This is a genomic window from Photobacterium alginatilyticum, from assembly GCF_009910675.1.
Lineage (GTDB): Bacteria > Pseudomonadota > Gammaproteobacteria > Enterobacterales > Vibrionaceae > Photobacterium > Photobacterium alginatilyticum.
Genome location: NZ_RSEJ01000024.1, coordinates 54,169 through 70,459, shown reverse-complemented (window position 1 = coordinate 70,459; position 16,291 = coordinate 54,169). Strand labels below are relative to the sequence as shown.

15 protein-coding genes are annotated in these 16,291 nt (G+C 47.5%); 10 read left to right on the top strand and 5 right to left on the bottom strand.

From position 1 onward, the window contains the following. Positions 1–410: 410 nt before the first annotated feature. Both EIZ48_RS20405 and fdhD read right to left on the bottom strand, forming a co-directional pair. Positions 411–1,325, bottom strand: coding sequence for a substrate-binding domain-containing protein (locus EIZ48_RS20405; RefSeq protein ID WP_160655524.1), 915 nt, complete (start codon positions 1,323–1,325; stop codon positions 411–413). Further along, positions 1,326–2,261, bottom strand: coding sequence for a formate dehydrogenase accessory sulfurtransferase FdhD (gene fdhD, locus EIZ48_RS20400; protein ID WP_240153037.1), 936 nt, complete (start codon positions 2,259–2,261; stop codon positions 1,326–1,328). A 223-nt stretch (positions 2,262–2,484) separates the two neighbouring features. On the opposite strand from fdhD, the gene EIZ48_RS20395 reads away from it, so the two are divergent. The 9 genes from EIZ48_RS20395 (at position 2,485) to cobB (ending at position 12,298) form a co-directional block, all read left to right on the top strand. Then, complete coding sequence (locus EIZ48_RS20395; RefSeq protein WP_160655521.1) at positions 2,485–2,961, top strand: DUF3305 domain-containing protein; 477 nt, start codon at positions 2,485–2,487, stop codon at positions 2,959–2,961. Beyond that, on the top strand, positions 2,951–3,667 hold the full coding sequence (locus EIZ48_RS20390) for a DUF3306 domain-containing protein (RefSeq protein ID WP_160655518.1): 717 nt from the start codon (positions 2,951–2,953) through the stop codon (positions 3,665–3,667). Before EIZ48_RS20395 ends, EIZ48_RS20390 begins: the two co-directional genes overlap by 11 nt. 342 nt (positions 3,668–4,009) lie before the next feature. After that, positions 4,010–5,731, top strand: a complete 1,722-nt coding sequence (locus tag EIZ48_RS20385) for a 4Fe-4S dicluster domain-containing protein (RefSeq protein ID WP_160655515.1) — start codon at positions 4,010–4,012, stop codon at positions 5,729–5,731. Positions 5,732–5,741: 10 nt separating this feature from the next. After that, on the top strand, positions 5,742–6,359 hold the full coding sequence (locus EIZ48_RS20380) for a TorD/DmsD family molecular chaperone (protein WP_439126589.1): 618 nt from the start codon (positions 5,742–5,744) through the stop codon (positions 6,357–6,359). Positions 6,360–6,468: 109 nt separating this feature from the next. Further along, on the top strand, positions 6,469–6,684 hold the full coding sequence (locus EIZ48_RS20375; RefSeq protein ID WP_160655512.1) for a twin-arginine translocation signal domain-containing protein: 216 nt from the start codon (positions 6,469–6,471) through the stop codon (positions 6,682–6,684). A gap of 13 nt (positions 6,685–6,697) precedes the next feature. Continuing rightward, positions 6,698–9,553: a formate dehydrogenase subunit alpha gene (locus EIZ48_RS20370; RefSeq protein ID WP_160655509.1), complete on the top strand. Its 2,856-nt coding sequence runs from the start codon at positions 6,698–6,700 to the stop codon at positions 9,551–9,553. 12 nt (positions 9,554–9,565) lie between these two features. Continuing rightward, positions 9,566–10,183, top strand: coding sequence for a formate dehydrogenase FDH3 subunit beta (gene fdh3B, locus EIZ48_RS20365; RefSeq protein ID WP_160655506.1), 618 nt, complete (start codon positions 9,566–9,568; stop codon positions 10,181–10,183). Positions 10,184–10,286: 103 nt separating this feature from the next. Continuing rightward, complete coding sequence (locus EIZ48_RS20360) at positions 10,287–11,363, top strand: formate dehydrogenase subunit gamma (RefSeq protein WP_160655504.1); 1,077 nt, start codon at positions 10,287–10,289, stop codon at positions 11,361–11,363. Between the two features lie 224 nt (positions 11,364–11,587). Continuing rightward, complete coding sequence (gene cobB / locus EIZ48_RS20355) at positions 11,588–12,298, top strand: Sir2 family NAD+-dependent deacetylase (RefSeq protein WP_160655501.1); 711 nt, start codon at positions 11,588–11,590, stop codon at positions 12,296–12,298. Between the two features lie 64 nt (positions 12,299–12,362). Here cobB and EIZ48_RS20350 read toward each other — a convergent pair whose 3' ends face one another. Next, complete coding sequence (locus tag EIZ48_RS20350) at positions 12,363–12,788, bottom strand: PACE efflux transporter (RefSeq protein WP_160655498.1); 426 nt, start codon at positions 12,786–12,788, stop codon at positions 12,363–12,365. A gap of 90 nt (positions 12,789–12,878) precedes the next feature. Between EIZ48_RS20350 and EIZ48_RS20345 the strand changes: the two genes are divergently transcribed. Beyond that, positions 12,879–13,754, top strand: coding sequence for a LysR family transcriptional regulator (locus EIZ48_RS20345; RefSeq protein ID WP_160655495.1), 876 nt, complete (start codon positions 12,879–12,881; stop codon positions 13,752–13,754). A gap of 90 nt (positions 13,755–13,844) precedes the next feature. On the opposite strand, the gene EIZ48_RS20340 is transcribed toward EIZ48_RS20345, so the two are convergent. Together EIZ48_RS20340 and EIZ48_RS20335 are read right to left on the bottom strand one after the other, a co-directional pair. After that, the gene (locus EIZ48_RS20340) at positions 13,845–14,846 is read right to left on the bottom strand and encodes an extracellular solute-binding protein (RefSeq protein ID WP_439126590.1); all 1,002 of its coding nucleotides are present in this window, start codon (positions 14,844–14,846) and stop codon (positions 13,845–13,847) included. A 350-nt stretch (positions 14,847–15,196) separates the two neighbouring features. Next, complete coding sequence (locus EIZ48_RS20335; protein ID WP_160655489.1) at positions 15,197–16,228, bottom strand: extracellular solute-binding protein; 1,032 nt, start codon at positions 16,226–16,228, stop codon at positions 15,197–15,199. Positions 16,229–16,291 lie beyond the last annotated feature (63 nt).

Below are 16,291 nucleotides of genomic sequence, written 5' to 3'. Positions count from 1 at the left end.
TTTTTATTTTAGAGTAATTGCTCACATATTCGGCAGAAAGCTATCTGAAATGTACATTACCTAACCATTTATAATGTGGTTTGTTACTAATTGGCATATTGGTTTTGCTTATGATTCTCTGTAAGCAGAAGACGTGAATTTCACAAGATTTGTGAAGCAGGGTGACTTGGCAAGAACTGGTTCGGTTTTGTATCGGTCTGCATATTGATCTGATATTGATCGGGTGATTGCCAGCGCTTTTGGGGAAGTTTTTTGTAGAGGTGATTGCATTTAAGGTCGTCGATATAAAGCTACTTGCTAATTGATAGCTTTCGCTGTGGGATGAAATCAAATGGATGTGTCATTTTGCCATCATTAAGCGAGGAAACAGGCTTCCTCGCTAAACAAAAGCCAATTGTGATTGTTTATTACTAGTTAGCACTCCAAATCTGGGTGCCGGTGCGCTGAAAATTATAGCCTTGCAGTTGATCGCCTTTGGCCTGTATCTCAGGATCAGATAAAGCCTGAATCAGTTGCTGTTGCAGCGTTCTGAAATAGATGTTTTTGGGAATGACCAGCTCAAACGCTTCCCGGCAAAGCGGGATAAAACCCAATCCAAATTCTCCGGCAGTGCTTTGGCTTGCGCAGCCGACATCTGCCTGTCCGCGAGCAATGGAGGAGGCCAGTTCGCGCTCGCTATAACAAATGTCGGCTTTGGTTAGCATATCTATATTGAAGGCATGGCCGTGTAACCATTCTTCAAGTGCGCGCATACTCCCGGCACCTTCCTGACGAAGTGCCCATCGCCAGCGAGAAGCCAGCAGCTCTTGCGGGTTAAGCGAACGGGCATTGATACTGTCCGCGATTTCATGGCTCACTACCAGCCCCTGCTGACGCTCAAAGGCATGGATAAGCACCCAGTTTTTGTGGCCCGGGTATTGCTGAAGCAATGCAGGATGACGCAGTGGCGCCTCATCGGCATGGCCCCAGTGAATAGCACACATATCCACATGGCCTTTGCTGAGCATAGCTAAACCTTGGCGGGTGCCGGTTGAGGTATAGCCGACCAGTGCCGTGCTACCCAGTTTGTTGGCCATGTTGCCGACAATCATCTGAAGGAGAGGATCATCAGAGCCAGCGATCAGTAAACGATCATTCAGTACGCCGTTATGGCAGGATTCCAGCAACCATTTATCGAGCATGGCTTTGGGAAACAGCCATTTTCCGGTTACTTTGGTAGCAGGCAGCAAGCCGTCGTTGGCAAGGGCATATACCTTCTTTTCGTTAAGGTCTAAATACTCCGCAACCAGTTTGGCATTCATGAACTCGGGAAAGCTGGTGGACATTTATGCATTGCCTCCCGTGTGTTTTACTTCGGCTCGCAGATGATCGCTCTCACCTTTGTGCTCTGGTTTGTGTTGGTCATCAAGTGGGGTGAGTTTAGTTCCGTCTTTGGTATTCGCGCCCTTGACGTCAAGGACTAGGTTTTCCTGGCCGTTGTAGACTTGAAAGCGGTGTCCTTTGGCGCGGGCTATCATGGTGATCCCTAGCTTTTGAGCCAGCTCATACCCCATCTGCGTGGCACCTGAACGTGATAGCAGAACTGGGATCCCCATTTGGGCGACTTTAATCACCATCTCGGAGGTCAGTCGGCCTGTGGTGTAGAAGACTTTGTCTTCACCCGTTTCACCCTTTAGCCACATCTCGCCAGCGAGGGTATCAACCGCATTGTGTCGGCCGACATCTTCGACAAAAGACATAATGTCAGTGTCCTTACAAACGGCGCATCCATGAACGGCACCTGCTGCTTTATAGGTTTCGTTATGATGCGTAAGTGATTCCAGTAGCCCATACAGTTTTGACTGCGGAATGGTCGGTTGGGGGAGCGTAACGCCTTCCAGTTTCTTCATCACATTACCGAACATGGTGCCCTGACCGCATCCTGAGGTCACTGTTTTCTTACCCAGCTTCTTTTCAAGACCATCTGTGCTTTCTTTGGTGATCACAGCCGCCGAGTTGGTATCCCAGTCAATGATCAAAGATTCAATGGCGTCGATATCTTCAATAAACCCCTGGTTTTTTAAATAACCAAGGACCAATGCGGATGGCCGCTCGCCAAGGGTCATCAAGGTAACAACCTCAATCCAGTTCAGGTAAACCGTTAAGGGGTGCTCGCAGGCAATTTCTTTCTCCATCATATCGCCATACTCGTCCATAACCTGAACGGTCATAGTCTGGTTGACGGATGATTTGGTTTTAATGATTTTTGGCAGTTGGGTCATCAGAAATTCCTGCTGATTCGAAAACGTTCTAATTATGTCTATGCTCAATAGGGTTTATCGGCAGACATTCTTGTTCATGTCGTTAGTAGTTTCACAGTCTAGCAAACATCATTCCAACTATATGAGTCAGGAGTGTGGAAATGAGCGATTAAACTGAAGTTGGTCTGATAATTGCTTTATGTGCCTTATTCAAGAGTAAACGAGTAATGATTAAGGAGCGCATGTGCCAGATTTTCATAAAGATGAATCCATATGGCCGATAGCCTTTCGTTTGGCCTCTGAAGAGAAGCAAATTGGTCGTTGGTCGACCTTGTCCTGGTCTATTGAAGATGTCTGTCTTTATGATCAGGACAAAAAGAATGAAGTTGCCCAATCAGATGGTGGCTACATCCTTCCATTGGAACTTTACCGTGATGAGCGTACCGAATATCGCTTTAATCTGAGCTCTCAGGATCCGCACTTATTCATTGTTTGTGAAGAGGAGAATGAGCAACTATCCCCGCTATTGGTTACTGCAGCTCAAAGCGTTGCGGGCAGTTATATGGACGGTGATTATCAAGTTCTCCATATCCAAATCCCGCTGCAGGTCCAGGCCTGGATGGAAGCTTTTATTGGCCGTCATGGTGAGTTAATCGAGTTCAGACGCAAGCGTTGTAAAGACAAAAGTAAAGATAAAAAAGGGCGCTCTAGTGGCAACTAATTTTTTCCAGCGTTGGTCAAGCAGAAAGCTGGCATCACGCGAAGACGCTGTTGAGAAACAAGATGCTGTTGAGTCTGATGCGGATCCTCTTCTGAGCGATGACACTGCGAGCTTAAGCCAAGTTACTGAAGCAAAAGATAAATCATCTCATGACGATGACTCTGGTACTGGGCCTAATCTATCGAAAGGTGAAGACGAGGCAAGTGGATCAGAAGCGCTGACGCTGAAAGATGTTGCCAATGTAACCTTTGATGGCGGAGTCACATCGTTTATGAGAACGGGCGTAGATAAGTCAGTGAAGAAGGCGGCATTACGTAAGCTGTTTCATTCAGATGAGTTTAACTATGTCAGTGATATGGATGATCACACGGAAGATTTTTCCAATATCCCTACTTTGGATTCCGGTGTGACCAAACAGCTTCGAAACTGGGTGAATCAGGCTTCAGAGAAGCTAGAAGAAGTGTCAGGACAACTAGACGCTTCAGAGCAAATGGCTCAATCAATAGCTGATGATGTTGAGAATACGTGTTCCGCAGAGTCTGAACACATTGAGCTTGTCACGAAGACAGAACCCACTGAGTTTGAATCCATAGCGTTAGCATCTCAAAGCGCATCTATCCCTACCTTGTCAGAAGATGTATCTACTCGTTGTGTCGATACGTGTGATGAGTCTGATGCGGTAAAAATCCCTTTAGCCAGAAGCTAAGGCACGGTGCTAACCACTTTTAAGTAATGAAAAAGAAAAGTCGGCTGTTACAAAAATGAGGCAGCAGAACTGAAGTTGGGACAAAAAGGGAGTAATACCCTTAAAAAAGTTCGGGACATTTTGGCGCACTGCTCAACAATGGTTAGGACAAATTGTCCCATTGCGAGCGGTTCAAACTGCCTCTTTCTGACTTTAGTTCCCTTTAGGTCATTTTATTCCGTGAAAAGTTGGTTCGGTTATTGCTCTTATAAGGGCTATGAAGCGTCCTGTTTATAAAACCCTTTATTAAACAAGGCTCTTCAATCGGCACTGACTGACGGTGACGAGTAGACAGGAATAAGAATGTTAAAAAGTACACTAGAAGCATTTTCTGACAAGAACGGACAAGCACGACACACTGCGATTGCAGGTACTGTCGAGCTGTCAAACCTGATCCCGCCTACGGTTTCTTACGAAAGCCGCGGGAACGTGTTGCTGATTGGTGAGCAAGAAACGATCACTGCACTGAAATCTCAATTTTCGGCGCTGAATTCGGTGACGTTGCTTGCAACAGAATATTTAGCCAAAGCAGATACGGCAAGTAAAGGTGAGAACCTGTATTTCAGCTCACAGGTAAAGGTTAAAGGTTACCTTGGGGCGTTTGAAGTAACTTGCCGTGTGGGTGGTATTCATTCGGGCTCTGCATCAGAAGCAAATGCAGAAACTGAGAATACTGAAGCCTTCGCGAACTTGGCAAAAATAGCGATTAGTCGTGATTGTTTTGATCTTGTTGTTGATATGACGCCTGAAGGGGTTGTTGAAACAGAAATTCCGGCTCCGGGGTATTATGCTGTGGGTGCAGGCAAGGCGAAACTGGCGAATGTTATTGAAGATCTTCCGGATATGCTGGGAACATTCGATAAGCCCAAATATTTTCGCCTGAACCCGGATCTTTGTGCTCACTCATCGCGTGGCGTGAGCGGCTGTGAGCGTTGTGTCGATGCGTGCCCGGCGGGCGCATTGTCCAGTAATGGTCATGCCATCGAAATCAATCCCTACCTTTGTCAGGGCGTAGGAACTTGTGCGACGGCTTGCCCTACAGAAGCCATTAGTTATGCATTGCCTGATCCTGATAATACTCAACATTTTGTTTCCCGATTATTAAACCGTTATCAGCAAGAAGGGGGAGAAAAGCCCACTCTGCTTATATATGGCAATCGAGACGAGCAATCTGTTGTGAATGCGCTAGCGCATCTTCCTTCTACAGTTATCCCTGTGGCGTTGGAAGAGTTGGCAACCGTAGGGATTGATACTTGGTTTACTGCCTTGGCCTACGGAGCGCATCAAGTGCTTCTGGCTACAAATACAGTTTATATTCCTGCCACTATTGATCGTGTTTTGTCTGACGAGCTTTCGATTGCTCAGACATTTCTTACTGAGCTTGGTTATGAGGCCGACCGGATTGCATTGTTTGATCTCGCCTCGGCGGCATCCTTTACGCCTTTCGATACGCCTTTGTTACCAATAGCAACAACATCTTCTGTTGAGCGCCTTGAAGGCAGCAAGCGAGAGAAACTCTTTGCGGTACTTGAGTTGCTGTATAGCGCTGCAGAGAGAAAGCCTGTCCGTTCAGATGTACCTGTCAATGCACCGTATGGTTCGGTGGAATGCCAGTCTGATGATTGCACCTTGTGTATGGGATGTGTGGCGGTATGTCCGACCCGTGCCTTGCATGCGATTGGCGATCGTCCGGGTTTGCTATTCATTGAAGAAGACTGTGTGCAATGCGGAATGTGTGAAAAAGCTTGTCCAGAAAAGGTGATTGCACTGAAGCCAGGCCTTAACTGGAACAAAGCTGAGCGTCAGGAAGCGCGTGTTGTTTATGAGGAAGAAGCGGCTTGTTGTACAAGTTGCGGTAAACCATTTGCTCCGGCATCCATGGTGAAAATGCTAACTGAAAAGTTACAAGGTCACTCTCAATTTCAGGGAGAGGCCATTCGCCGGCTGGCTATGTGTGAAGACTGTCGCGTACGTGATGTCTTTTCAAAGATCGAAACTGATCCTGAAAGTCAGTTAAGGGTGTAAGGAGCGAAGTATGGTTCAACAAATGGAACAACCGATGGTAAATCAGCCACAACAAGAAGAAACGTCACTGCGAATCGAGATCTACGCCATGCTTGCGCATTTGATGCGTCAGGCACCAGATGAAAATGTCCTGAACTGGCTGGCCGATCTGAACGTGGAGATCTCAGAGCATCAAACCACTGAGATGGCAGCAGCCTGGCCGCTACTAAAACTGGCTGCGCAAAAAGCTAACCTTATCGCTGTTGAAGAAGAGTATCAGGATCTGTTTATCGGCATCGGTCGTGGCGAGATCGTGCCATTTGGCTCTTGGTATCTGACGGGGTCTTTGATGGAAATGCCTTTGGCTCACTTGCGTCGAGATCTGGTCCAGCTGGGTTTTGAACGTGATGAGTCGGTGAAAGAGCCGGAAGACCACATTGCTGCGCTGCTGGAGGTGATGGCAATGCTGGTGGAGGGCGGTGATGAGCACCTGCAGAGAACTTTCTTTAATCGCCATATTGCGACGTGGTTTGAGCGGTTGTGTGCCGATATGAAAGCCGCCGAAAGTGCCGTGTTCTACTGTGCGGTTGGTGAGCTGGCTTTGCAATTTTTAACGGTAGAGAAAACGCGTTTTATTGAAGTGAACTAGAGTTTTCTGATTTTACTTTTTGTAACGACGTAATTAGAAAAAACATAAGAATCGATTCCCGGTGAACATGGTTTGGACATCAGGAACAACGATAAAGGAGCAAGCTTTTATGAGTGAGCAAAACAAAGCTATTCATAATGAAACTGATCAAAGCCGTCGCCAATTGTTGAAGAACATTGGTTTGACTGCGGCTGCTGGAGCTGTTGCTGCCGGTACGACAACCGTTGCCAAGGCCGCGGTAGAGACGCCGGAACAGAAGAATGAAAACAACACAACAGGCTATCGCGAAACTCAGCATGTTCGTGATTACTACGAAACCTTGTAAGACGGAGCAATAAATGAAACTGACTAAACGTTCCGACAAAGTGAGCAAGGACGAAAACCAGCTCGGTATCTCTCGTCGTTCCTTTATTCGTAATACATCTCTGGCAGCCGCTGGTGGTGTTGCCGGTGCCAGCATGTTTGCACCGGGTATGATGAAAAAGGCGCAAGCGAAATCGGTAGACCCGAAAGCGCCGGTAGAAGTTAAGCGTACGATTTGTTCTCACTGTTCTGTGGGCTGTGGTATTTACGCAGAAGTACAAGAAGGTGTCTGGACTGGCCAAGAACCCGCTTTTGACCATCCTTTTAATGCTGGTGGACACTGTGCTAAAGGTGCCGCGCTACGCGAACACGGCCATGGTGAGCGCCGCGTTAAATACCCGATGAAACTGGTCAACGGTAAGTGGAAAAAACTGAGCTGGGAGCAGGCTTTAGACGAAGTCAGCCAGCAAGTGATGAAAATTCGCGAAGAGTCAGGTCCGGATTCGGTTTACTGGCTGGGCTCTGCAAAACACAATAATGAGCAGGCGTATCTGTTCCGTAAGATGGTATCGCTTTGGGGAACCAACAACGTTGACCATCAGGCGCGTATCTGTCACTCGACAACGGTAGCCGGTGTTGCCAATACCTGGGGTTACGGCGCGATGACCAACTCGCTGAACGACATGCACAACTGTAAGTCGATTCTGTTTATCGGTTCGAATGCGGCTGAAGCGCACCCGGTTGCAATGCAGCATATCCTGATCGCCAAAGAGCGTAACAGCTGTAAGATTGTTGTTGCCGATCCGCGCCGTACCCGCACTGCGGCAAAAGCCGATCATTATGTGTCGCTACGTCCGGGATCGGATGTCGCCTTTATCTGGGGTATTTTGTACCACGTCTTCAAGAATGGCTGGGAAGACAAAGAATTCATTCGCCAGCGTGTCTGGGGCATGGATGAAGTACGTGCCGAAGTGGCCAAGTGGACACCGGAAGAAGTTGAACGCGTCAGTGGTGTTCCTGAAGCAGAAGTATATAAAACGGCGAAGATGCTGTCTGAGAACCGTCCTGGCTGTGTTGTCTGGTGTATGGGTGGTACTCAGCACACCACAGGTAACAACAATACCCGTGCCTACTGTATTCTTGAGCTGGCGCTTGGCAATATGGGTAAAGCCGGTGGCGGTGCCAACATTTTCCGTGGCCACGATAACGTACAGGGCGCAACCGACTTTGGCGTGCTGTCTGACAACCTGCCTGGCTACTACGGCTTGTCTGAAGGTGCCTGGAAACACTGGGCTGGCGTGTGGGATGTCGATTACGAATGGCTGAAAGGGCGTTTTGATCAGGCTGACTATCGCGGCAAGAAACCAATGAACAACGCCGGTATTCCGGTATCTCGTTGGATTGACGGCGTGCTGGAAGATAAAGCCAACATCGAGCAGAACGACAACATCCGTGCCATGTTCTACTGGGGACATGCAGTAAACTCGCAGACTCGTGGTCCGGAAATGCGCACTGCAATGGGCAAGCTGGATATGATGGTTATCGTTGATCCGTACCCAGGTGTTGCGGCGGTAATGAACGGCCGTACTGACAATGTCTACCTGCTGCCTGCGACAACTCAGTTTGAAACAACAGGCTCGGTAACAGCAACAAACCGTTCTATCCAGTGGCGCGATCAGGTGATTGAACCGCTGTTCGAGTCTAAACCCGATCACGAAATCATGTACCTGCTGGCGAAAAAGCTCGGTCTTGCCGATCAGCTGTTTAAGCACATCAAGGTTGAAAACAACCAACCGGTGATTGAAGACATTACCCGAGAATATAACAAGGGCATGTGGACCATTGGCTATACCGGCCAGAGTCCGGAGCGCCTGAAAGCACACCAGCAGAATTGGCATACCTTCCACAAAACCACGCTGGAAGCTGAAGGTGGTGTTGCCGACGGTGAAACCTACGGTCTGCCTTGGCCGTGTTGGGGTACGCCTGAAATGAAGCATCCGGGTACTCATATTCTTTACGATACCTCCAAAACGGTTGCCCAGGGTGGCGGTAACTTCCGTGCCCGCTTCGGTGTTGAGCGAAATGGTGAAAGCCTGCTGGCAGATGACAGCTATTCGTTAGGCTGTGAGCTGGAAGACGGTTATCCGGAATTCAGTGACAAGATGCTCAAGCAGCTTGGTTGGTGGAATGAACTGACTGCTGAGGAAAAAGCCGCTGCCGAAGGTAAAAACTGGAAAACTGACGTGTCCGGCGGCATTCAGCGCGTTGCGATCAAACATGGCTGTATTCCTTACGGTAACGCTAAAGCGCGTGCTGTTGTCTGGACCTTCCCGGACGCCGTACCGCTACACCGTGAGCCACTTTACACTCCTCGCCGCGATCTGGTGACGGATTACCCGACCTGGAATGACAGTGAGGCGATGTTCCGTCTTCCGACTCTGTATAAGTCAATTCAGGACAAAGACGTCTCTGGCGAGTACCCAATCATCCTGACCTCTGGTCGTCTGGTTGAGTACGAGGGCGGTGGTGATGAAACCCGCTCTAACCCTTGGCTGGCCGAGTTGCAGCAAGAAATGTTTGTTGAGGTTAACCCGAAAGATGCCAACGACTTGGGCTTCCGTGACGGTGATATGGTGTGGGTTGAAGGTGCAGAAAAGGGCCGTATCCACGTTAAGGCGATGGTAACTCGCCGGGTGAAACCTGGCTTGGCGTTCATTCCGTTCCACTTCGGCGGTAAGTTCCAGGGTGAAGACTTGCGAGGAAACTACCCGGAAGGCTCTGCACCGTTTGTTTCCGGTGAATCTGCAAACATTGCAACCACATACGGTTACGATCCTGTCACACAGATGCAGGAAACCAAAGTAACCCTATGTAAGATCTCAAAAGCGTAAGGAGTCATTCTGATGGCACGTATGAAATTTCTTTGTGACTCTAAACGTTGTATCGAGTGCAACGGTTGTGTTACCGCCTGTAAAAACGAAAACGATGATGCGCTTGAGTGGGGCATCCAGCGCCGCCGCGTAGTTACCTTAAACGATGGCGAGCCGGGCGAAACCTCAATCTCGGTGGCCTGCATGCACTGTAGCGATGCGCCGTGTATGGCGGTGTGTCCTGCGGACTGTTTCGAGCAAACCGAAGACGGTATTGTTCGCCACAATAAAGACTTGTGTATCGGCTGCGGCTACTGCCTGTTTGCCTGTCCGTTCGGTGCGCCTCAGTTCCCTAAACAGGGCGCGTTTGCCGAGCGCGGCAAGATGGACAAGTGTACCTTCTGTGCCGGCGGGCCGGGTGTCGAGCCCGGCTCGCACGAAGAGAAGCAGAAGTACGGGGCAAACCGTATTGCAGAAGGCAAGCTGCCAATGTGTGCATCTTTGTGTTCGACCAAGGCGCTGCTGGCTGGTGATGCAGCCAAAATCTCCGATATCTACCGCGATCGTGTGGTAGCTCGTGGAGCAAAAGAAGCGGGGTGGGCCAATACCGATGATCTTGCCTATGACGCAGGCAAGGTACGTAAGGCCTAATCACGATAAATCTAGTGTTTTAAAGCACTAATCGGTTTCAGCCTGCTACCGGGCTGAAACCCTTGTTAAGTAAAAACTGTTTTTCAAACAGTCGGGAGTGTTAATGACTAAGCGAATTCAACGCTGGTTTTCAATGCTGGTTACTGCATTCATGCTGACGTTTTCGCTGTCAGTATTAGCCAGCAATGAAACCAGCCAACAATCTGATAATACGCGCTTGGGCGAATCTGTGGTTCAGAAAGAAATCGTAGGGTTTGCCGGCGCTGACTATTGGCGCATGGTCAAGGATGGTCAGCAAGGGTACACCACATCACAGTCACCGGAGCACGGGGTGCTAATTTCTGTACCGGGTCAGACGTGGTTTATTCTGAAAGAGAAGTGGATGTCACCTTTGGGAGCATTGGCTATTTTTGGTAGTTTGGCGTTGGTTGCATTGGCGTATGTGACCGTCGGACCGCTGAAACTCAGTAAGCCTAAAACAGGCCGTAAGATCAAACGCTGGAGCCGTCTCGATAGGGCGTTGCACTGGAGTATGGCGTTTACGTTTCTGACACTGGCATTCAGTGGTTTGACGCTGGTTTACGGCAAGCACTTTATCAAGCCGGTGGTCCCTTCTGAACTGTGGGGCTGGATAATCTATATCGCCAAGCAATACCATAACTATATCGGCCCGATTTTTGCCTTCTTGCTTCTTGCCGTGCTTATTAAGTGGTGGCGCAAGAGCATCTTTAACATGGTGGATGTTAAATGGTTTATGAAGATGGGCGGTATGGTTGGCAAACACAAAGGCACTCATCCTTCCGCAGGGTTTTCTAATGGTGGTGAGAAGGCGATTTTTTGGTTGCTGATCTTCTTCGGTATCTTTATTACCGCGAGTGGCTTCATTTTAGATTTCCCAATCTTTGGTCAAACTCGTCGTGACATGGAGTTGTCGAACCTTGTGCATATGTTCTCGGCACTGATATTGATCTGTGGTTTTGTGTTCCATATTTATATTGGTCTGTTTGGTATGGAAGCGGCACTTGATGGCATGATCACGGGTGAAGTTGATGAGACCTGGGCGAAAGAGCACCATGACCTATGGTATGAAGAGGTAAAAGATTTACCAGAAAACCAGCCAGGCTATGACGAAAAGCCTGAGGCCTCGAAGCAGAGTAAGTTATCTCAGGATAATGCTTAGTTCGTTATAAAAGGTGTAGGTAGCTGAAAAGACAAACAAAGCCGGAGAGAGGATTCTCACCGGCTTTTTTCGTTTGGTGAGATGCGCTATAGACAATAGCTTTAATGCACTATAACTTTATGAATATAATCTTAAAACATTAGACTAATGTCGAATACTTTTAACTTATAACCTTATGAAAACAATGGTATAAATAGCTTATACAAGCTGAAAAGGACGTATCTATGCTTTTCCCGTATCGTAATATCGTGATTCTTACCGGCGCCGGCATTTCAGCTGAATCGGGCATTCGTACCTTCCGTGATCAAGATGGATTGTGGGAAAATCATCATATTGAGGATGTCGCAACCCCTGAAGGATATCGCCGTAACCCATCTTTGGTTCAAGATTTTTACAATCAACGCCGCCAGCAACTCGAGAGCGGTACGGTGGCCCCCAACGCGGCCCATTTGGCGCTGGCCAAGCTCGAACGAGAGCTGGAAGGGCAAGTAACTGTTGTTACCCAGAATATTGATAACCTTCACGAGGCAGCAGGTACAAACAACATTATTCACATGCATGGTGAACTCTTAAAAGCGCAGTGTAGCAATACCGGCCAGAGTATCGCTTGGAGTGGGAACATCTCTCTTGATGATCATTGTCATTGCTGTCAGATGCCAGCCCCTATGCGCCCGAATGTGGTGTGGTTTGGTGAGATGCCGATTGGCATGGACCGCATTCATGATGCGCTGATGAAAGCCGATCTGTTTATTTCGATTGGTACTTCCGGTGCAGTGTACCCTGCTGCCGGTTTTGTCCATGAGGCGGCTATGCATGGAGCACATACGGTAGAACTCAACCTTGAACCGAGTGAAGTTGAAAGTGAGTTTGCTGAAAAACGCTATGGTCCTGCTTCAGTGTTGGTTCCGGAATTTGTGGATCAAATTCTGTCCTAACGCGCTGCGTTGAATTCAAACATTAAGCCCGTGGGTATATAATCACGGGCTTTTGCTTTATTACTTATGAAGTAACCGCTTTTCGTGTTGTTATTTTTGAGCGTACTTGATCGTAAGCCCAGTTATAGATGATTGAGTAAACTAAAAAGAAGATAACAATACCCAGGTCAAGTATGAATACTGTCCAGAAATCCATTTGTAGCACCCACATTAATAGCGGAATTGTAACGATCAGCAAGCCTGCTTCAAAGCCAAACCCGTGCGCGATACGCATGCCTAGTTTTCGTGATAAACGATCGTGACCAAAAATATGGTCGAAGCCTAAGTTGTAGACGTAGTTCCAGGCCATCGCCAATAGCGATAAGACAATTGCAATACCGCCAACAACACCTGGGTTGTGGGAAGTAAACAGTGTCGCTGCAACCATTAGGATGAATAATGCAATCGCTTCAAAAAGCAGGCTGTGCAAGATACGTTCTTTAACTGACATGGGTTAATACTCTTAAGGGATAATCTATGCAGCCAATGTATCTTAATATATGATTAGATCTAGTTAGTTAATATCATAATTTGTGATGGTATGTATAATCTCGATCAGTTGAACATGTTTGTTACGGCTGCGAAGCTGGGCTCTTTTTCAGCATGCGCAAGAAAGTTAGGTAAAGTGCAGTCTGCAGTAAGCCAGGGGATTTCTAATCTGGAAATTGACCTTGATGTGACTCTTTTTGACAGGAGTACCCGCAAGCCGACCTTAACCAATGAAGGCAAGCACCTGCTGACGTTTGCCGAGGCAATCTTGCAACAGGCTTACGAACTTGAAAGTGCGGCAAAGGCACTAACCAACAATGAAGAGACCCAGTTGACACTTGCTATCGAAGATAGTCTGCAGGTTGCACGCTTTTATACGATTATTGATGACTTTTCGCATCATTTCCCTGCAACATCATTGAATATTATGACGATGTCCAGTAGTGACATTATTCAATACGTGGTGGCTGGAAAAGCGAATATTGGCGTTATTTTGAGTGATATGACATTCATTAAAGAAGCTGATATTTGCTATATCGGTAATATGTCGTTTGTTCCTATTGTTTGCAAAACACACCCATTAACAAGCCTGGAGAATGTTACACCAGCAGATCTGATCCCTCATCGGCAGTTGATGATCAAGGGCGCTAATGGTGTGCATCAGGCACATTTACAGCCGGTTTCATCGCAGGTTTGGTATGGCAATGACTACCGCGCGTTGTTAAAAAGTGTTGAGATGGGGTTAGGCTGGACTTACATGCCAAGGCATCTTGTAGAGCAGGATGCTTCCCGTCAACTCCATATACTTCCGGTGACATTCGATTATAAAGACTGGTCAATTCCGATTGAGTACATTACACCGAAAGATTGCAGTATGGGCCCGGCAGCTAAGTGGTTATGCCAAGCCATAAATACCTTGTTGGATTAGTCGGGAGTGAAAAAAGATGAAAAAAACCCAAGCAGCAGCTTGGGTTTTTGGTCATCTAATTTGCTTTAAGCATGGTGATAGCACTTGCTATTACTGGCCAGCTTTCAGCTTCTGGTAGTATTCTTCGTAGATGGTGTTGGCTGTACCTACGCTGTTCTGCCATTCACCTGCGTCCAACACATCCTGAGGTGGGAAGATGTTGGTGTCGTTAACAAACTCTGCTGGAAGTAGTTTCTTCGCTGAGGCAACAGGTGTTGGGTAACCGATTTCCTGAGCAACTTTTGCCGCATTCTCCGGACGTAGCAGGAAGTCGATCATCTTATGAGCCGCATCGACATTTTTGGCTCCCACTGGAATTGACAGGCTGTCCATCCAGAAAATAGCGCCTTCTTTTGGCCATACGATTTCGATCGCGGCACCTTCCTGGCGAGCCATGTATGCAGAGCCATTCCAAAGCATGCCTAGAGATGTTTCGCCGGCCATGTATGGGTTAGCAGGGTAGTCTGAGTTGAATACCAATACGTTTGGCATCAGCTTCTTCAGCTCTTCATAGGCTGCTTTGATTTCGTCAGGGTTCTGGGTGTTTGCAGAGTAACCAAGCTTGCGAAGAGCGATGTGGAAGAACTCGCGAGCATCATCCATCATCATTAGCTGGCCTTCCCACTTAGGATCCCAGAAATCACTCCAAGAGCTGACTTCAGCCTTGTCCATCATTTCTGTATTGACGCCGATACCGGTCGCACCCCAGATATATGGAATAGAGTAGTCGTTGCTTGGGTCAAATGGCTTGTGTAGATAGTTTGGATCAAGCTCATCAAAGTTTGATAGTTTGGAACGATCAATTTTCTTCAGCATACCTTCGTCGCGCATCTTTGAGACGTAGTATGTTGAAGGAACGACGAGATCATAGCCTTCGCCGTGGGTTTTCAGCTTGGCGTACATGGTTTCGTTCGACTCGTAAGTCGAATAAATCACCTTAATGCCTGTTTCTTTCGTGAACTGTTCCAATACTTCACTTGGAATGTATTCAGACCAGTTGTAGAAATACAGCTCTTCATCTGCAGCAGCTGCAATATTCGAAAACATTGCCATAGCGCAGACACCACCGGCCACTAAGGAAGACCATTTTTTCATTTTATTGTGCTCCTAACTATCAGGATGTGTTGAGAGTTATCTCCAGCGAATGTACTAAACAATAAATGCCAATAAGCAAATGGACGCTCATTGATGTTCGGTACTAACCGCTTCTCCTACATGCAAAAGAAATCCAATGTACTCCGCAGAGCCATTTTCTTTTATTAAATATACCCAAACTACTTCAAGGTGCTCGTTTTGCGATAGCTTGGGTATATGACTATAAACAGACGATTTAGAAGGGGATTATAGCAGATGGGAAGATGATAAAGGCAACCAAATATTATTCGGTTGCCTTAGATGCAGAATTACTGAGCAGCTTTCAATTCCAGGAAGTAATTTTCATAGCGAATATTCATTTCGCCAACAGCGTCCTGCCATTCACCACGATCCAGGTCTTCCTGAGGTGGGAAGAGAGTCGGGTTGTCCTTGTACTTGTCGTTCGACGCTTTGACTGCGGTAAGGTAACCTGTTTCTTCCGAAATCTTGGCTGCGACATCCGGACGAAGCAGGAAGTCGATCATTTTATGGGCGGCATCAACGTTTTCAGCATTCTTGGCAATAGCCAGGCTATCGACCCAGAAAATGCCGCCTTCTTTAGGCCAGACCAGCTCAATCGGCAGGCCTTCTTTTTGCGCTGCGGCAGCCGAGCCGTTCCAGAGCATGCCCAAGCCGACTTCACCGGCAAGGTAGGGTGCTGCTGGGTTATCGGAGTTGAATACCAATACATTCGACATTAGCTTCTTCAGCTCTTCATAAGCCTCGTCGATTTGCTTCGGATCCGTCGTGTTACCAGAGTAACCCAACTTTCGAAGGGCAATATGGAACACTTCACGGGTATCATCCATCAGCATCAACTGGCCTTCGAGTTCAGGGTTCCATAGATCGGCCCAGCTATCGAAGTCGGCCGGGTCGTACATATCCGTATTTACGGCCAATCCGGTCATCGCAATTACATGGGGGATGGAGTAGTCGTTGTTTGGATCAAAAGGCTTATCCAGATAGTTCTTATCAAGCTCATGGAAGTTAGATAGCTTAGATTTATCGATTTTCTGTAACATGCCTTCATCACGCATTTTGGCAACGAAGTAAGTTGATGGTACAACCAGATCGTAACCTTTCGGGTGTGCTTTCAGCTTGGCGTACATAGTCTCGTTCGACTCGTAAGTCGAATAAATCACTTTAATACCAGTCTCTTTAGTAAACTGTTCCCTTAGCTCTGTAGAGATATAAGGGCCCCAGTTCATAAAAACTAATTCTTTATCAGCAGCATTCGAAAAGGTTGAGAACATCGCTGCTGCACAAGCAGTACCGGTCAGAAAAGCGGACCATTTTTTCATTTGTTTATCATCTCCAAAACCCCAGCAGGGTATTGATAAAAAACAAGTGATTAATCGGCTGAC